This is a genomic window from Metabacillus sp. KJ11-3 (genome assembly GCF_055808295.1).
In genome coordinates this window covers 3,149,542-3,166,934 of record NZ_CM147865.1, presented here as the reverse complement: position 1 = coordinate 3,166,934, position 17,393 = coordinate 3,149,542, and the positions used below count along the sequence as shown (strand labels likewise).

Annotated in this window: 11 protein-coding genes; all 11 read left to right on the top strand. The window is 35.5% G+C overall.

From position 1 onward, the window contains the following. Window positions 1-96: 96 nt before the first annotated feature. The 11 genes from AC0L8O_RS15995 to AC0L8O_RS15945 all read left to right on the top strand — a co-directional run bounded on the left by AC0L8O_RS15995 (window position 97) and on the right by AC0L8O_RS15945 (window position 16,933). Window positions 97-3,894 carry a glycoside hydrolase family 30 protein gene (locus AC0L8O_RS15995; protein ID WP_473443686.1) on the top strand — a complete coding sequence of 1,266 codons (3,798 nt, stop codon included), beginning with the start codon at window positions 97-99 and terminating at the stop codon, window positions 3,892-3,894. Window positions 3,895-4,159: 265 nt separating this feature from the next. Beyond that, window positions 4,160-4,783: a YesL family protein gene (locus AC0L8O_RS15990; protein WP_473443683.1), complete on the top strand. Its 624-nt coding sequence runs from the start codon at window positions 4,160-4,162 to the stop codon at window positions 4,781-4,783. A gap of 189 nt (window positions 4,784-4,972) precedes the next feature. Further along, window positions 4,973-5,911: a carbohydrate ABC transporter permease gene (locus AC0L8O_RS15985; RefSeq protein ID WP_473443681.1), complete on the top strand. Its 939-nt coding sequence runs from the start codon at window positions 4,973-4,975 to the stop codon at window positions 5,909-5,911. A gap of 12 nt (window positions 5,912-5,923) precedes the next feature. After that, window positions 5,924-6,757, top strand: a complete 834-nt coding sequence (locus tag AC0L8O_RS15980; RefSeq protein ID WP_078434875.1) for a carbohydrate ABC transporter permease — start codon at window positions 5,924-5,926, stop codon at window positions 6,755-6,757. A 138-nt stretch (window positions 6,758-6,895) separates the two neighbouring features. Continuing rightward, window positions 6,896-8,257: an ABC transporter substrate-binding protein gene (locus AC0L8O_RS15975; RefSeq protein WP_473443679.1), complete on the top strand. Its 1,362-nt coding sequence runs from the start codon at window positions 6,896-6,898 to the stop codon at window positions 8,255-8,257. 126 nt (window positions 8,258-8,383) lie between these two features. Continuing rightward, window positions 8,384-9,511: a glycoside hydrolase family 88 protein gene (locus AC0L8O_RS15970; protein WP_473443677.1), complete on the top strand. Its 1,128-nt coding sequence runs from the start codon at window positions 8,384-8,386 to the stop codon at window positions 9,509-9,511. 145 nt (window positions 9,512-9,656) lie between these two features. Beyond that, entirely contained in the window at window positions 9,657-11,471 is a 1,815-nt protein-coding gene (locus AC0L8O_RS15965; RefSeq protein WP_473443675.1) for a sensor histidine kinase, read from the top strand. Continuing rightward, entirely contained in the window at window positions 11,471-13,078 is a 1,608-nt protein-coding gene (locus tag AC0L8O_RS15960) for a response regulator transcription factor (RefSeq protein WP_251682323.1), read from the top strand. Before AC0L8O_RS15965 ends, AC0L8O_RS15960 begins: the two co-directional genes overlap by 1 nt. A gap of 80 nt (window positions 13,079-13,158) precedes the next feature. After that, window positions 13,159-15,006, top strand: coding sequence for a DUF2264 domain-containing protein (locus AC0L8O_RS15955; RefSeq protein ID WP_473443673.1), 1,848 nt, complete (start codon window positions 13,159-13,161; stop codon window positions 15,004-15,006). A gap of 110 nt (window positions 15,007-15,116) precedes the next feature. Continuing rightward, complete coding sequence (locus AC0L8O_RS15950) at window positions 15,117-15,977, top strand: hypothetical protein (protein WP_473443670.1); 861 nt, start codon at window positions 15,117-15,119, stop codon at window positions 15,975-15,977. A 59-nt stretch (window positions 15,978-16,036) separates the two neighbouring features. After that, window positions 16,037-16,933, top strand: coding sequence for a heparinase II/III family protein (locus AC0L8O_RS15945; RefSeq protein ID WP_473443668.1), 897 nt, complete (start codon window positions 16,037-16,039; stop codon window positions 16,931-16,933). Window positions 16,934-17,393: the final 460 nt, after the last annotated feature.

The window sequence follows — 17,393 nt, the reverse complement described above, 5'->3', positions numbered from 1 at the left end:
AAAATGTTGATTTTGATTTACAAGAATAGTAAATATGCAAAAAGTGAAACTTATTGTTTTTACTTTTTAACATGCAGAAAGGAAAGATGTTAAAAAATGGTCAGGAAAAGAACTAAACTTAAAAAAATAGTCGGTACTTTAACGATAGCTTCACTGCTAATAGGTTCCATCATTTCTAGTAACCCAAAAGTATCCAGCGCTGAAGTAACCACAAAAACAATTACAATCGATGGAAAAGATGTCGATGAATATAACAGATTTAAAGGTTTTGGTACAGTAACAGCCAATAATACATCACGTTTGATGCTGGATTATAAAGAAGAGCATCCCAAAAAATACTGGGAAATGATGAATCTCCTGTTTAATAAGGATACAGGAGCGGGTTTATCACATGTCAAAGTGGAGTTAGGTGCGGATGTGAATTCATCTTCAGGAACTGAGCCTGCAACGATGAGGTATGCAGATGAGCCGGCAAACGTATTAAGAGGAGCGGGATTTCAATTTGCAGCTGATGCAAAATCTATCAACCCTGATATTACCACGGAAATATTGCGTTGGGGTGAGCCTAGATTTACATGGAATGGTGCAGCAGAAAAAGAATATGAAGACCGGTACCAATGGTACAAAAAGACAATTGATTCAGTGTTTCATGAATATGGATTCCACTTGGATTATATAGGAATCTCACAAAATGAAAGAGCACAAAATAATGGTAGAAATGAAGTTGACTGGCTTAAATATTTTACGACAAAAATAAAAGAAGAACCAAACTATGAAACAGACTATAAAGCTATTAAACTTGTTGCTGCTGACGGGTATCGTGATACAAAAACGATTAGTCGAACTCTTCTTGATCATGCAGATTTAATAGATGAGATTGATGTTATTAGTTCTCACTATGGGTTAACTGGTTCTAATGAGCTTACTGAATTACAAAACAAGTTAATTGATGAAGGGAAGAAGCCAAAAGAGGTTTGGGTTTCAGAAGGAATCGCTCCGATGATTAATGCACGTTATCGTGAAAATATGGAGCCGAATTACAATGGGCTTGGTGGAAAAGCAGGAATTATTGATGTAACATCACGAATCATTTCAGTATATTCATGGACAGGAGCACAAAATAATCCGCTGAATGCTGTTTCTTTTGATTTTCAGCCATCAGTTGCAGCGTTTTATGAAGGGTCTGCATACAACCCAAAACACTTAATTAGTGCATATGATCCATGGTCAGGCTTTTATGAAGTAGATGGTGGGGTACAAGGAGTTCGCCATGTCATGAACTTTGTCGGATATGATGATCACTTAACACCTGAAAATGAGCGCTGGATGTATGTGAAGGATGCAACATTTAGTGATGGGAACTTCTTTGATGGAGGGGTTGATGTTGACACAAGTACTCATAACTACCTTACGTTAAAAGACCCGCAATCAGATGATTATACGACTGTTTTTGCAAACAATACAAAGGAAACCCGTAAATATAAAATCAAGGCGAAAAATTTAAGTGGCAAAGAACATGCACCAATTTATGTTTGGGAAACTCGGGGACCTGATAAAGGCCAAGCATATGATGCGAATTGGTTTAAGAACATCAATGTTATTAAACCTCAAAAAGGTGAATACGTGATTGAAGTGAAACCATATTCAATCGTGACAATTTCCACATTGGATAAGGAATCTAAAGTAGATGATTTTGAATATGAATCAAGTCCTGCTGATTTATCAAAAGACAAGATAATGTCACTCCCATATAAGGATGATTTTGAATATAAACAATATCCGGATGATAAAAAAGGAAGAGACTATGTTGAAAGAAGAGGAGGTACTCCACGTTATACAACAGATCAAATCGGGGCATTTGAAGTTGTTAAAAAAGCAACGAAACCTGTCACAAGTGGAAGTGCAAAACGGACAGATCTAAAAATACCAGATGCAAAAGCACATGGAAATATGCTGCAGCAGAAAATGACTCCTGACATTATCGGAGCAGATTGGGCAGTTTGGGGTGGAACTGATGGATCAGCTGCTAGCAGTAACCCGCATACAACAATAGGTGATCACCGCTGGGTCAATTACAAAGCTTCTTACGACTTTTTATTAGATACACATACACCGGAAGTAGAAGGTAGAAGTAACTATGCTTTAATTGGCGTACGTCAAGTGAAAGCAGGTGGGTCAGATTCTTATGCACCGTACAATGCACGTATATATAGTGATGGAAAATATGAGATCCTTAAACTAGGCAAGGTTGTTGAGAGTGGACAGATTGAAAAATTCAATAATAAAGTTTGGCATAATTTAGGGTTTGAAGCAAAAGAAAATGTATTTACTCTTTACCTGGATGGAAAGAAAATTGCTGCATATACAGATGAAGATTCGACTGTAATGGCAGGCAGAGTCGTTTTAGGTTCTGGATACTATGAAACTCTTATTGATAATTTGCGAGTAGATCCTATTAAAGGATACACTTATGAGTCTGAAAAGTTTGACAGTGCGCAAGGGAAGAAATTTGAAACGGAAGAAGAAGCTCTAAACCATAACGATGAATTAAATCCAATCGGGTATGTTGGAAAATGGAATTATACACAAGCGGGTTATGCGCACTTTAACCGTACGCAGATGACAGCAGCAACAGATATTCCTGTTTGGAACGGCGTGACGATAGGGCATGGTGATTCAACAACAACGAAAGGTACGTTGAATAAAGTTTACTATACCGGCAATTGGTCTTCCAACAGTTCTAATGCTTGGACCTCTGATGGTTCCTTGGAAATTACATTTAAAGGAACAGAAATAAGGTTATATGGTATAACAAATCCTTCAAATGGAACAGCTGATATTTATTTGGATGGAAAATTAGTCGGTGAAGCGAATTATGTAAATAATAGTGAAATTCATCAGGAAGTGTGGTCCTCAGAAATACTTGAAGATACAGAACATTCTCTTAAAGTAGTAGCAAAAGAAAAGTATCTTAGCTTTAGTAAGGTCGAAATTGAAACAAACGATCCAGTCTTGTCAGTCCAAAAATTAGTGCCAAATGATATCGTGAAAATTTCTGATGAATCACTTATAGGTACTGAAGAGAATACCGTTTATGCGTTTAGAAAAAATAATTCTTGGGGATCAAATAATACAAATGCTTGGGCGAATTTTAATGATGATCCATATCTTCTCATTAACTTTTATGGATCAGGAATTGATTACCTATCCGGAACAGGTGATAAGAGCCTTTATAATTTTGAACTTGATGGTGTGGATATGGGGAATTTTGCAGTAGATTCGAGCACTGGTGTAAGATACTCCGTAAGAGGTCTTGAAGAAAAAGCCCATACGTTAAAGGTTTCATTAAAAGATAATGAACCGAAAGAAACGTACATGGATTATCGAGGAGTAAATATTTACAGTACACCAAAAGTGGAGAGCCCAACTAGCAGTATGATCTTTGATTTTAAAGGTTCAGGCTTCAATTTATTCGGAGCAACACCTGATGCAGTCATTGATGTGTATGTAGATGATCAATTAATTGATGAGAATGTGAGAATTTTCTCCAGGGGAGATAGACAAACATCCTATCAAATACGAGGGTTTAAAGATAAGAAGCACACGGCTAAAGTCGTTGTAAAAGGTGGTACATTTGTTTTAGATGGTATAGATATAATAAATGGAAAAAACAAAGTTGAGGTTAATAAAGATAAACTGCAGTTGTTATATGAAGAACATGTAGATAAAGAACAGAAAAACTATACAAAGGAAAGCTGGAAAATTTTCCATAAAGCATTCATGAACGCAAAAAAAGTTCTGAATAATCCGCAGGTAACGACAGATCAAGTAGCAGAATCAAGGTTTATGCTCATAGAAGCAGTTGAAGGATTAATTGAAAAAATAAACGAGTAAAGCTGAGAAGTTCATACTGCTTCATAGTTTTATGGCCCAATTATTTATAAAGGTGCTGACGATATCACTTTTGAGACCTGGGTTATGTTTAACCCGGGTTTTGTTAGTATGGGATGTCTAAGTGAAGAAAGCTATTGTACTTATAAGTGAATATTCGATTCATAAAAGTAAAAATAATACTAAAATGAGTAAAAAAAATTATACTCAAAAAAGGGGACACAATTTAATATAAAGGTATTATTGCACCAATGAGGAGGGGAAAAGAATGGAAACAACCGGTTGGACAGGAGGCATATACAGAATTTGTGATTGGATTAGTAAACTTGCTTATGTAAATCTATTATGGATGTTCTTTACATTAGCCGGTCTTATATTATTTGGAATAGCACCTTCAACGGTAGCTTTATTTACAATAATACGTAAATGGATGATGGGAGAGCATAACATTTCAATCTTTTCTTCGTTTTGGGATGTCTATAAACGAGAGTTCAAAAAGGCAAATATTCTTTTGGGGTCATTATTAGTTGTCATAGCTTTTATGTATATTGATTTAGTATTGATTCAGGCAATGCAAGGATTACTGCATTATATTTTCCTAACATGTTTTGTAATAATGTCTATTATTTTAACGATTATCTTCCTATATATATTTCCTGTATATGTACATTTTGAGGGCTCAATCCTTCATTATTATAAGTCTTCTATTTTATTAGGAACCTCTTTTCCATTACGTACTTTCATGATGGTTCTCGCCGTCGGAATTGGTCTGTTCATTAGTTTACTCTTTCCTGGTGTTGCTTTTCTTTTTTTAGGTAGTGGAATAGCTTTTGCACTCACGTACTTTTCTTACTCGATCTTTCCAAAAATGAGTCCTGGTGTGGATGTTTAAAAAGAATAGTTGAATTTTTATTAAAGACACCCTATTAACCTAATGGTCTTGGGTGTTTTTTGTTGTTTTCTAAATTTTAAGGCAAACCCAAAGAAGTAAAAAATGTTGTAACTTTCATCAAAATACTGTTAAGGTTTGCCATGATGTTTTTTCTATAATAAATACATATTAAAAGAGAGGTGATACCTAATGGACTCGAAAGCAGAAATTAACACATCCTCAAAAGTACTAACAAGGAGAAAAAAAGGATCAACTGAAAAGACCGAAAGTCTAGCAGGTTTTTTATTTGTATCTCCAATGCTGATTGGTGTTTCTATATTAGTATTACTACCAATCTTCGCTACATTTATACTAAGTTTCTCAGATTGGAAGTTTATCCAAAGTATGGATCAGATGAAGTGGGTAGGTTTTGAAAACTTCAAAGAATTGATGGGAGATAAGGTGTTCCTGAAATCATTATTAAATAACGGGATCTTCTTATTTACAGTGCCGATTTGTATGGCTGTTTCTTTACTCTTAGCTGTTGTTATTGATAAAAGCGTTTACATGAAAAGTTACTTCAAAGTTGCGTTTTTTATGCCTTACATTTCAAGTGTCGTGGCAATTGCGGTTGTTTGGCAAGTTTTATTTCACCCTTCCTCAGGACCGATTAATCAGACGCTTATGTCATTAGGGATTGAAAATCCTCCTCTGTGGATAGCGGATCCAAAATTTGCGTTACTATCTGTCATGATTATTCAAATATGGATTTCCGTAGGCTTTAACTTAATTATCTATATTGCTGGCCTTCAATCAATTCCTCTAGAATTATATGAAGCAGCAGAGATGGATGGGGCGAGTTCCTGGGTGAAATTTCGTCATATAACGTTTCCGATGGTCTCTCCAACATCATTTTTCTTACTAATCACAGGAATCATTTCAACATTTAAAGTGTTTGATTTGATTGCTGTTTTAACAAAAGGTGGTCCATTACACTCAACTAGTATGCTAGTTTGGCATTTGTATGACACAGCTTTTGTTAATTTGGATATTGGTTATTCATCTGCAATGGCGGTTATTTTATTCTTTATTGTATTTTTAATCACGATATTCCAATGGGTTGGCCAAAAGAAATGGGTTAATTATTAAGGGGGGAACTATATGACTAAGCAATTAAACGCTCAAAAACTCATTATAACGATTGTTGTTTTCCTGATCAGTATTTTGTTTTTATTGCCTTTTGTATGGATGCTATCAACTTCATTTAAAATAGAAGCAGATGTATTTAAATTTCCTATTGAGTGGATACCTGAGAGATGGAACGGGTTTAATAACTATCAACAAGTTTGGTTTGGTGACTTTCCATTTTATATCTATTATTGGAACTCAATCAAGGTTGCGGTGTTGACAACATTGGTTTCATGCACAGTTTCTGCTTTAGCTGCTTATGGTTTTTCAAAAGTTAATTTTCCTGCAGGGAAATGGTTATTTATCATCGTTCTGGCAACATACATGGTACCGCCACAGGCAAGTTTAGTTCCACAGTTTATTTTATATCGAAATATTGGATTATTTGATAGTCATTTAGGTCTTATTCTATTGGGAAGCTTTAGTGTTTTAGGGACATTTATGCTCAGGCAGTTCTTTATGGGGATTCATAATGAATATATTGATGCTGCAAAAATTGACGGTGCAGGTCATTGGAGGATCTTTTGGTCTATCGCATTGCCGATTGTAAGGCCGGCTGTTGCAACATATGCCATATTAAGATTTATATGGACTTGGAACGATTATCAAAATCCATTAATTTTCTTACGTACAGACGCACTTTATACCATTCAATTAGCTATGCAAAAGTTTACAACAATTAATGGAGAATTTTATTCATTAATAATGGCTGCTGCTGTATCTGCCATTCTACCATTGTTAATTGTGTTCATAATTGGTCAAAAACAAGTAATTGAAGGAATTGCATTAGGCGGGGTAAAAGGTTAATAGTAGATTTCTACTATGAAAGTCAAATAATTTCCGAGATGGGTAAAATTATTTTTATAACTAGGATAAACGCCTTTGCTAAAATGTGTTGTGTAAGGGTTTACAATAAAGTAAGCTAATTAAAGGGGGAAATATAGTATGAAAAGGAAGTTTTGGTCAACATTAGCAGCTTCTACTATGTTAATTGGAGTACTGGCAGGTTGTTCAGGAGGTGGTGGAGAAAGTACCTCCGGGACAGAAACTGATAGTAAGGGGTCTGACGAAGCGGTTACGATTAAATTCCATACACATGGTAATGAAACAAGCTATAATTGGGAAAAAACCATCGCTGCATTTGAAGAAGAATTTCCCAAAATTGATGTAGATCTCGTTATCCTGAGTGAAAAGGGTGACACACAGGAAGCAACGCAGAAGTTAGATTTAGCTGCTGCATCCGGCGAGCAATTAGATGTCTTAATGTTTAGTGATCCAGCTAGTTATGCCCAAAGGGTAGCGTTAGGAATGGTTGCGCCAATTGATGAATTTATCGAAAAAGAAGGATACGAGTTAAATGAAGAATATAAAGTAGATACAAAGATTAATGATAGCTATTACGCACTTCCAGGTAAGTTTAATCCTTGGTATGTATTATTAAACAAAAATCACTTAGATGAAGCAGGACTTGAAGTACCGGCTGATTGGACATGGGATGAGTATATGGAATATGCGAAAAAGCTTACAACAGACGATCATTATGGAACCTATTTTCATGGTCCTCAAGGTGGAGGCTGGATGGAGTTTATGAAATTAGCTCTTGCCAGTGAAGAAGATAATACAGAATTTATAAAAGCAGATGGGACATCTAATTTCGACAGTCCACTATTTAAAAAGACTTTGGAAATGAGAGAACAAATGGAGAAGATAGATAAGTCAGCGACACCATATACAGATATCATTTCACAGAAGCTTCATTACCGTAATCAATTCTTTGGTCAAGATGCAAGTATGGTGTTAATTGGCAGCTGGATGAACACTGAGCTGGGTGGTACGGATCAGTTCCCATTAGACTTTAATGTAGCAGTAGCTCCTTATCCAAAAAATGAAGAGGGAGATACTGGTGGATTTTCCCCGGTTACAACGGACTTTATGTCTGTAGCTGCTAATTCTGAACATAAGGAAGAAGCATATACATTTATTCGTTGGTATACAACTGAAGGGCAAGTGGTTCAAGGGAAAAATGTTCCTTCCTGGAATGGTGTAAGTGAAGAAGACTTAGATTCTATTATTGACGGCATTCTGGCAGGTACGGTAACACCAGAAAAAGTAGATAAAGAATCGTTAGTGAATGTATTAAAAGGGGCAAAATCATCTAAGATTATTCCACCTGTACCATATCAAGCAGAGCTGTACAAAGTTGTAAATGAAGAGTACGAAAAGTTGATATTAGGTGATCAAGATATTGATGCAACGATAAAAGCAACTCAAGAAAGAGCACAAGAAATTATCGATAATAATAAATAATCATTTGAAATATATTAGGTTCGGGCGTAAATGTCAATTTCTCACCATTGAGTGGAGAAATTGGATACAGCAAAAGCTGGCGCCCTTTCTTTTAATTACTAACAAAAAATAAAGAAAGGTGATCATATGTCTACTAATTTAGCATGGGTTGAGGAAGCATGGCAAAAAGTCATTTCTAAAGTGGAAAGAACGAGTGTGAAAATTGGTGCAAACTTTCCACATGCAAGTGTAAAAGGAGATTATCATTTAGAATCTCCATCATGGTGGACGGCAGGATTTTGGCCGGGGCTTTTATGGCAATTGTATCGTGACACAAAAAATAATTCATTTAAGGAAATAGCGGAACAATGTGAAGAACAGCTCGATCATGTTATCACAGATTACTATAAATTAGATCATGATATGGGATTCATGTGGACACTAACAAGTGTTGCGAGATATAAACTATTAAATGATGAAGACTCCAAAAGACGTGCATTGTTAGTTGCAAACTTATTAATGGGAAGATTTAATGCATCAGGTAACTATATTAGAGCTTGGAATCCATGGCACGAAGGTGAGGATAATGCAGGATGGGCCATTATTGATTGTTTAATGAATTTACCATTATTGTTTTGGGCGACAGAAGTAACAGGAGATCCAAGATATAGTATTGTTGCTAAAAAACATGGGGAAACCGTATTGGATCATTTCATACGAAAAGATGGATCAGTGTATCATATTATTCGATTTGATCCAGAGACTGGTGAAAGAGTTGAGGCAATCGGAGGTCAAGGTTTTGCTCCTGAATCAGCGTGGTCCCGCGGAGCATCATGGGCTGTTTATGGACTTTCTCTTCTTTATAAGTATACAAAAGAGGATAAATATTTACAGGCAGCGAAAAATGTTTCACACTTCTTCCTTGCAAACCTGCCGGAAGATTATGTACCACATTGGGATTTTAGACTTCCGGAGAACATAACAAAGCATCGGGATTCATCTGCAGGCGCAATTGCAGCATGCGGACTATTGTTATTATCTGAACAGGTAAGTGAGACAGAATCTAAAATATACAAAGAATCCGGCATAAAAATGATTAAGTCTTTATATGAGAATTACGGAGCTTGGGGTACTTTAGAAGAGGATGGGCTAATTCTTGAGGGTACGAGTCATTATCCGGAAGGTAAGAACATAGATGTACCCCTCATTTACGGGGATTATTTCTTTGTTGAAGGTCTTGCGGTATTAAAAGGAAATAGACAACTATTCTGGTAAGTTATTAAAAAACAAGACAGTGTTTTTACTACTAATTACAGACATTCAAATAATGACAATATTCAATAACTAGTTGATAAGATATATGCAGAGGTTGAGAGCGTTTTCTGCTTGTGTCTTATCCTTTTATTGGAGGAGGAATTTTGTGTGGAATACGATACTTCAAAAGCTGACAACCTATTCTTTTCGTAATAAAGTTATTATCACATCTGTCATCTGTCTTGTTATTCCTGCCATTATTACCCTTTTTATTACCAGTTATTTAACAAAGGATGCAATGAAAGAACAGGCAATGTCAAACGCTAATAGGGAATTGAAATTAGCAGGAGAATATGTCAATAAGTTTTTTGAAGATATGTTATACGCCGTAAACTATGTACAGTTGGATTCTGAGATAAGTTCAATTTTAAAGAAAAATGCTAAAAATGATAAACAGCTAATAGACCAGGAAGAAGAATATGAAAGTTACTTAGAAAATCGAAAAGTCTCGATGTTAATCGAAAATATTACCTTACTTGGTGAGAAGTCATATGTGACGATTCTTCTGAAAAATGGTGAGCACTACACAAATTATCCTGTCAGTGACTATAACCCGAAGAAACTTTTTGAAGAGCCTTGGTTTAAAGACTTAGATCGTGTTTTTGGTTATGAATCGATCTGGATAGGAAGTCAGCCGACTGTGTTTAAATCAGAACAAGCGACAAATCCATATCAAATTTCAGTTGCCAGACCGTTAAGAGATGCTAATTTGAAAATTTACGGGTATGTTGTTGTGACAATTATGGAAGAGAAAGTGAAACAGGCCTTTGAAAGTTTGCCTGGAAAAGAAGAAATGATGTTGGTGGATTCTTCATATAACATTTTATCTCATATTAATAATGAAAAGATTGGAACAACATTTACTTATAAAGATGAAGTCCAAAATCCAGATTTTACTAATATTATAGAAACTTCTGATGAGAATTACCTTTATGCCAGTCATCCTATTTCTTATACAGGTTGGACACTGGTATCTGTAAATCCATACAAACAAGCAATCTTTAAAATAAATTCAATCTTTCATAAAGTCTTTATTGGGCAATTTATCTCTTTTGTGATCTTTTTTCTATTATTAACGTATGTATTACAAACGATGACAAAGCCGCTCGTCCAATTGGGGAAAGTGGCCACAACCGTTCAAAAGGGAGATTTAAACGTTCGCTCAAATATTCAAAGTAAAGATGAAATTGGTCAACTGTCTAACTCATTTGATCAAATGCTGGATCGAATCAACGAGATGATTAGGGAAATAACAGAAACTCAAGATAGAAAGCGTAAAGCAGAACTGTCTATGCTGCAGGCACAGATTAACCCACACTTTTTATTCAACGTTCTAAACTCTATTCGAATGAAGGTTATGAGAAAAGGTGATTATGAGAGTGCTGAAATGATTAGTTCTTTATCGAAATTATTACGAATGACGATTGATAAAGACAAAGGGATGATTACTTTTAAAGAAGAAATAGACATCGTAACAGATTACGTTCAATTAATGAACATGCGTCAAAGGGAAAAGGTGGAGTTTGAAGTCAACGTTACTGATGCTGCTTATTTAGAATCAATTCCACGCTTTATCTTACAACCTATTATTGAAAATTCCATCATTCATGGATTAAACCAAAGTGCCGGTAAAATTAAGCTTGAAGCTTTTGTAGGAAGAAATGATTTTTATATTATGATTGAAGACAATGGGGTAGGAATGGATGAAGCCACATTAACGAATTTTCGAAACAGATTCATGAATAACTCAGAGTTAGTTCATGTTCAGAATAAAAGCGGTTTTTCAAGTATTGGGATTGCCAATGTGTTCGAGAGGATGTGTATGACATTTGGAGATACTTTTCAAATGGAAGTTAGAAGTGAAGAGGGTAAGGGGACAAAAATAACAATGTCTGTTTTTAAAGGGAGGCTGAAGAGCTAATGTATAAGGTAATGCTGGTAGATGATGATTATCCTGTTTTGGAATTATTATCAGAGATCATAAATTGGGATCAACTAGGCTTAAATCTTCAAAGCATTCATGAGAATGGGGCTAGTGCACTTACCTATGCGTTAAATGAAATGCCGGATATTTTACTAACAGACATTGGAATGCCTAAAATGAACGGAATAGAATTAACAAAACAATTAAAGGGAATAAATCCCAATCTACAAGTTTGTATGCTGACATGCCACAATGAGTTTGAATATGCTCATCAATCTTTAAAGCTGAATGTACAGGATTATTTATTAAAAGATACGTTAGATCCGAAAGACTTAGACGAAGTACTGCTAAAATTAAAGAAAAATGTAGAAAAAGAAAATCAACAAAAAATAAAAGAATTCAAGTTAGAGAGTATTGTTGAAAGAAACAGAGAGTCAATGAAACGGGAGTTTTTACGGAAAACCCTCTATCAACATACCTACGAAAATGTGGGATGGTATGATGAAGCTTTCTCTTATGGCTTGGATGTAAAAGGAAGATCATATATTCCAGTTTTATGTTTTATCCAGGATTATCGATCAGCAAAAGAATGTTATCTTTCCGAAGATACCTTAACATTTTCGATTCAAAATGTCATAAGTGAAGTTTTACAGGATGAAGAAGGTTCAGCCCATTTTTCATTAGAAAAAAAGGAATCTTTTTTATTTTTTCCCTATAGCTCAACATTAAAATCAGACAGTTATGGAAAAGCAACCAGATGTCTTGAAAAAATTCAGAGGAATGTCTTTCATACGTTGAAAATATCTCTTTCCTTTTTAGTGGGAGACCCATTAGATAGCTATATGTCTTTTAAACATTCACTACAAACCTTGATTGATAGTACAAATCAACGCTTTTATATAGAAAATTGTACGATTGAAAAAAAGAGAGCAGAGACGAAAACATCGGATAGCTTATTTGAATGGTATGATAAGGCATCGAACGAAATTAGACAGCTTATTATAAAAAAGGATACCGCAGAAGTAACGCCGCTTATCACAAAATGGATGGACATTTTCAAGGAAAAACAGTATTCATCCGAAATGGTGAAAGACTGGGTATTAAAGCTGCTGTTAGATCTAAAAGTTAAACTAAAGGCTTTACAATTTTTCGGTACAAATACGTCAAATGAAGTTTTACATGAAGAAATAATAGCGATTGATTCCTTAATAGAACTAAGAAAATGGCTCATTCAATATTTTGAAATGCTTTTAAAGGCGGTAAACGAGTCAACGACAAAATCGAGACGTAAAGAAGTGATCGATGCTTGTAAGTATGTTGAAATAAATTTGGAAAAGAAAATCACCCTTGATGAAGTAGCAAATGTTCTTTATTTAAATTCGAGTTATTTTAGCAGACTTTTTAAGAAGGAAGTTGGAGAAACCTTTGTAGAATATGTCACAAAAGCTAAGATGAACAGAGCAAAAGAATTACTTGAACAAACGGTTGATTCGGTAGGGAAAATTTGTGAAAGACTCGGATATGATAATCAAAGTTACTTTATTAAAGTGTTTAAAAACTATGCTGGTGTTACACCGATTGAGTATAGGGGTGAGAGGAAATAACAACAGTGCTTTTGTAAGCGTTTAAGATAAAAATATATCTATTTCAATTCTTATGCAATGAAGAAAGGAGCCATTTTCAAATGCTAACCTATTTGGATTCTATTAAAACCAATCCACTCAAAACCAGAGAAGATGTTGAAGAGGCATTAAGACAAATTTGTAATTCATTAAAGCCCTTCTATAGTAAAGGCTGTGCGCGTATAAAATTAGGTAACACAGGTGCTGCTTACTCTGATTCTACTTCAGAGATGGAGGGATTCTCCAGACTTTTATGGGGCTTGGCACCCTTTTTTGCAGGTACAGATGTCGAGTATGACCTGTGGGAGGTGCATCTACAAGGATTAAAAAATGGAACAGATCCTAATCATGAGGAATACTGGGGAGAGATTAAGCATTTTGATCAACGAATTGTTGAGATGGCTTCATTTGGTCTTGCTTTATTACTTATTCCAGACAAGATATGGGAACCTCTTACTCTACAAGAAAGAGAGAATGTAAGTGCTTGGTTATCTCAGGTTAATCAATGTCATGCACATGATTGCAATTGGCTTTTTTTCGCTGTTCTGGTTAACTTAGGATTAAAAAATGTTGGAGAGCCGTATGATCGAGAAAAAATAGCAGTGAACTTAGAGAGAATTGATCAATTTTATTTATCTAATGGATGGTATGCAGATGGTATAAATGGACATTCAGATTATTATGTACCATTTGCATTTCATTATTATGGATTAATCTATGCGAAGGTTATGGAAAAAGAAGATCCGATTAGGTCTCAGAAGTATAAGGCTCGAGCAGAGGAATTTGCAAAAGACTTTATCGCATGGTTTTCATCAGATGGCTCCGCGATTCCTTACGGTCGAAGCTTGACGTATAGATTTGCTAGTATCTCTTTTTGGGGTGCGGCTGTATATGCAGGCATAGAGCCATTTTCGATAGGTGTCATGAAAGGGATTATTCTGAGAAATTTAAGATGGTGGTTTAAACAACCTATTTTCAATGATTCGGGTATTTTGACGATCGGATACTCTTATCCAAACTTAGTTATGGGAGAAAACTATAATTCACCAGGTTCTCCTTATTGGTCATTAAAAGCCTTTTTACCGTTGGCGCTAGATAAGGAGCACCCGTTCTGGAGGGCGGAAGAGGAACCACTCCCTCCCATTGGTGAGAAAGTGGTTCAGAAAGAACCTCATCTCATTATATGCCGTAATGAAGCCGGTGATCATGCTCTAGCTTTTAACTCAGGTCATGTATCAACAAATGAACATACACATACATCAGCAAAATATGAGAAATTTGTCTATTCAACAGCTTTTGGATTTAGTGTTCCCCGAGCAGAGTGGGGCCTTTCACAGGGGGCATTTGATTCAATGTTAGCCTTAAGTGAAGGAGATAATCTTTATCGAGTAAAAAGAAATAGCGAAGAATTTACGATAGAGAATGATTATATCTATTCCAAATGGAAGCCTTGGAATGATGTAGAAGTCAAGACTTGGCTTGTTCCGGGTACTCCTTGGCATATTAGAATTCACCGCATTGAGACTGACAGATTGCTAGATACAGCTGATGGGGGCTTTGCATTAGGAATTGAAGATAAGAAACTAGAACCACAGGTGGAAATTCTTCAAGAGGATCAAGAATGTATGATCAAGACATTATGGGGAGCAAGTGGAGTGAAGAGCCTTTATGGTGAAGGAAAAGCAACATTCATTTATCCGAACTCTAATACAAACATACTACATTCTCGTACGGTTATCCCGACGATTCAAAAGAGAATTACCCCAGGAACCAGCTTTTTAGTTAGTGCAGTCTATGGAGAATCCGGCAGCAAGGAACAGTGTTGGGAACATGCACCAGAGGTAGAGGTTACAGAAGATCAAATGAAGATTCGTTTTAGTAATCATGACCCAATTACAATAACAATATAAAACAGTTGAAGAATCGAAAGAATGAGAGATTAAGTTTCTGGCTGAAGCTCCTTCATTTTTTCGATTTTTTTCAAAGTTTCAGTTAGACCTAATTTGAGAGGTGAATGTCATTGTTTATTGAACTTGAAAAGATGTTGAAGCCAAATGCTTCATCTCTTTTGTTCTCATCAAAAAAAGACCAAGCAAACTGGTTTGAAAGCATTAAGGGAAAATCATCATATATGCCACTGATTACCGAAATAAGAGAAGAGGCAGATAGGCTACTGCAAAATCCCATGAAAGAACTAACATTTGAAGAATTTACGATCTTTAGAGAAACAGGCTCAAGGCTTGAATATGAAAAAAGCTATTTTGCCAAGAGAAGACGCCTTAATACGTTTGCGATCATGACTTTATTAGAACCAACTAATTCTACTTATTTGCGGGAATTACACGAAACAATTTGGTCGATATGTAATGAATACAGCTGGTGTTTACCAGCACACTTGAAGAATAGTCCTGAGATGAAGACAGAACATGAAGAGGATTTTCTACAAACAATACAAGATCCCCATTATACCATTGATCTTTTTGCAGCTGAGACAGCCTTTACACTTAGTGAAATAAACAATTTAATGAACCATGTTCTGGATCCGCTTATTCAAAAGAGAATGAAACAGGAAGTATACCGGAGAGTCCTACTACCGTTTCAACATCACTCATTCCATTGGGAGACATCCACACATAACTGGGCAGCGGTTTGTGCAGGCTCAATTGGTACAGCTGCTTTGTATGTTGTGGATGATGAACATATGCTCACCTCTATTTTAGATAGAGTTGTTCAGGCAATGACCTATTATTTAAAGGGTTTTAATGAAGATGGAGCCTGTATGGAGGGATATGGATACTGGCAATATGGCTTTGGTTACTATGTTTATTTTGCCGACTTACTCAAGAAAAAACCTCTGGAGCAATTGATTTATTTCAGGTAGATAAAGTCGAGCAAATTGCTGCTTTTCAGCAAAAATGTTTTATCTATAAAAATAAGGTCGTGAATTTCTCTGATTCAACAGAAACAGGATCTGTCTTTTTAGGCTTAAGTCATTATGTAAACGATGTTTTTCCGAAGCTTGAAGTCCCTGAAACAGAGCTTCGTGCAGCATATACTGATGATCATTGCAGCCGATGGGCACCGGCATTTAGAAATTTCATTTGGTTTGATGAGAATAAAGCGGGAAAACCTTGGGGGAATGCAACATACTACTTGAAAGATTCACAGTGGCTCATTTCAAGACATACTGATTACGTTTTTGCCTGTAAAGGCGGTCATAATGATGAGCCGCATAATCATAATGATATTGGTCATTTTATTTTACAAGCTAAAGGAGAAACGTTTCTAAAGGATTTAGGAAGCGGAATGTATTGTGAGGCCTATTTTAATCAAGAGCGGTATTCATTTTTATGTAATGGTTCACAAGGCCACTCCGTTCCAATCATCAATCATCAATATCAGTCAGCGGGAGTAGCTAGGCATGCTTCTATTATTGCTTTTATCACTAGTGAAGAAGAAGATGTGCTCGAGATGGATCTTGCAGGAGCTTATGAAGTTGGAAGCCTAGAAAAGTTAGAAAGAAAATTCATATGGAAAAAGAAGCATATACCTGAAATGATTTTGTCTGATAGGTATTATTGCACAGAAAAACCAACTTCCATCGTTGAACGATTTATTTCACCAGTTTTAAAGATTACAGAAGAGTCTACTGGTGTTGTGTTGGTGGGTACTGAAAAGATAAAGATACTTTTTGACAGAGACAAATTGGATTTGAGTATACAAAAAAATCATTTTTTAAATCACTTTGGTGAAAAGGAAGAGTTTTATCAATTAGATTTTGCCGTTAAAGAACTAAAGGAAGTTACACGTGTGGACTTTCGGTTTGTATTTGGGTAATGAATGGTTCAAAGTCTCCTTAAATGTTTTCCTGCTTAATTTAATGGAATATTTCACACGTCCATTTACGATTAAGATAAAAATGTTGCTCTTTCTGAGAGCTTCATTTTAGAATTGATTTATCAAAGAATACCGAAAGAAGAGTACTAGAGCAATAAATCTTAGAAATGAAGCATTAAGCTAGTTATTTTGAAAAAGCTATATTTTAAAATTGCGCCTGCTTTTACAATACTAGTATTATTTTGATACTAGTATTGTTTTCGTCATAAAGATATAAAGGGATATTGGTTAATAAAATAGAAAAAGGATAAAGCATAAATGTCCAATAGGAGATTTTTAATAAGTCCGAATTGGTTTATGTCGAAATTTATTTTCTAATAACACTTGAATTTGTAAACGCTTACAATTATAATGATAATAGGTTGGACGGCATGCGTGGCTGTCAAAGTATCTAGCGTAG

Excerpts from the sequence above, each read along its gene's own strand:
- AC0L8O_RS15970 (WP_473443677.1), top strand. The coding sequence starts at position 8,384 with ATGTCTACTAATTTAGCATGGGTTGAGGAAGCATGGCAAAAAGTCATT.
- AC0L8O_RS15985 (WP_473443681.1), top strand. The coding sequence starts at position 4,973 with ATGGACTCGAAAGCAGAAATTAACACATCCTCAAAAGTACTAACAAGG.
- AC0L8O_RS15955 (WP_473443673.1), top strand. The coding sequence starts at position 13,159 with ATGCTAACCTATTTGGATTCTATTAAAACCAATCCACTCAAAACCAGA.
- AC0L8O_RS15995 (WP_473443686.1), top strand. The coding sequence starts at position 97 with ATGGTCAGGAAAAGAACTAAACTTAAAAAAATAGTCGGTACTTTAACG.
- AC0L8O_RS15960 (WP_251682323.1), top strand. The coding sequence starts at position 11,471 with ATGTATAAGGTAATGCTGGTAGATGATGATTATCCTGTTTTGGAATTA.
- AC0L8O_RS15990 (WP_473443683.1), top strand. The coding sequence starts at position 4,160 with ATGGAAACAACCGGTTGGACAGGAGGCATATACAGAATTTGTGATTGG.
- AC0L8O_RS15980 (WP_078434875.1), top strand. The coding sequence starts at position 5,924 with ATGACTAAGCAATTAAACGCTCAAAAACTCATTATAACGATTGTTGTT.
- AC0L8O_RS15975 (WP_473443679.1), top strand. The coding sequence starts at position 6,896 with ATGAAAAGGAAGTTTTGGTCAACATTAGCAGCTTCTACTATGTTAATT.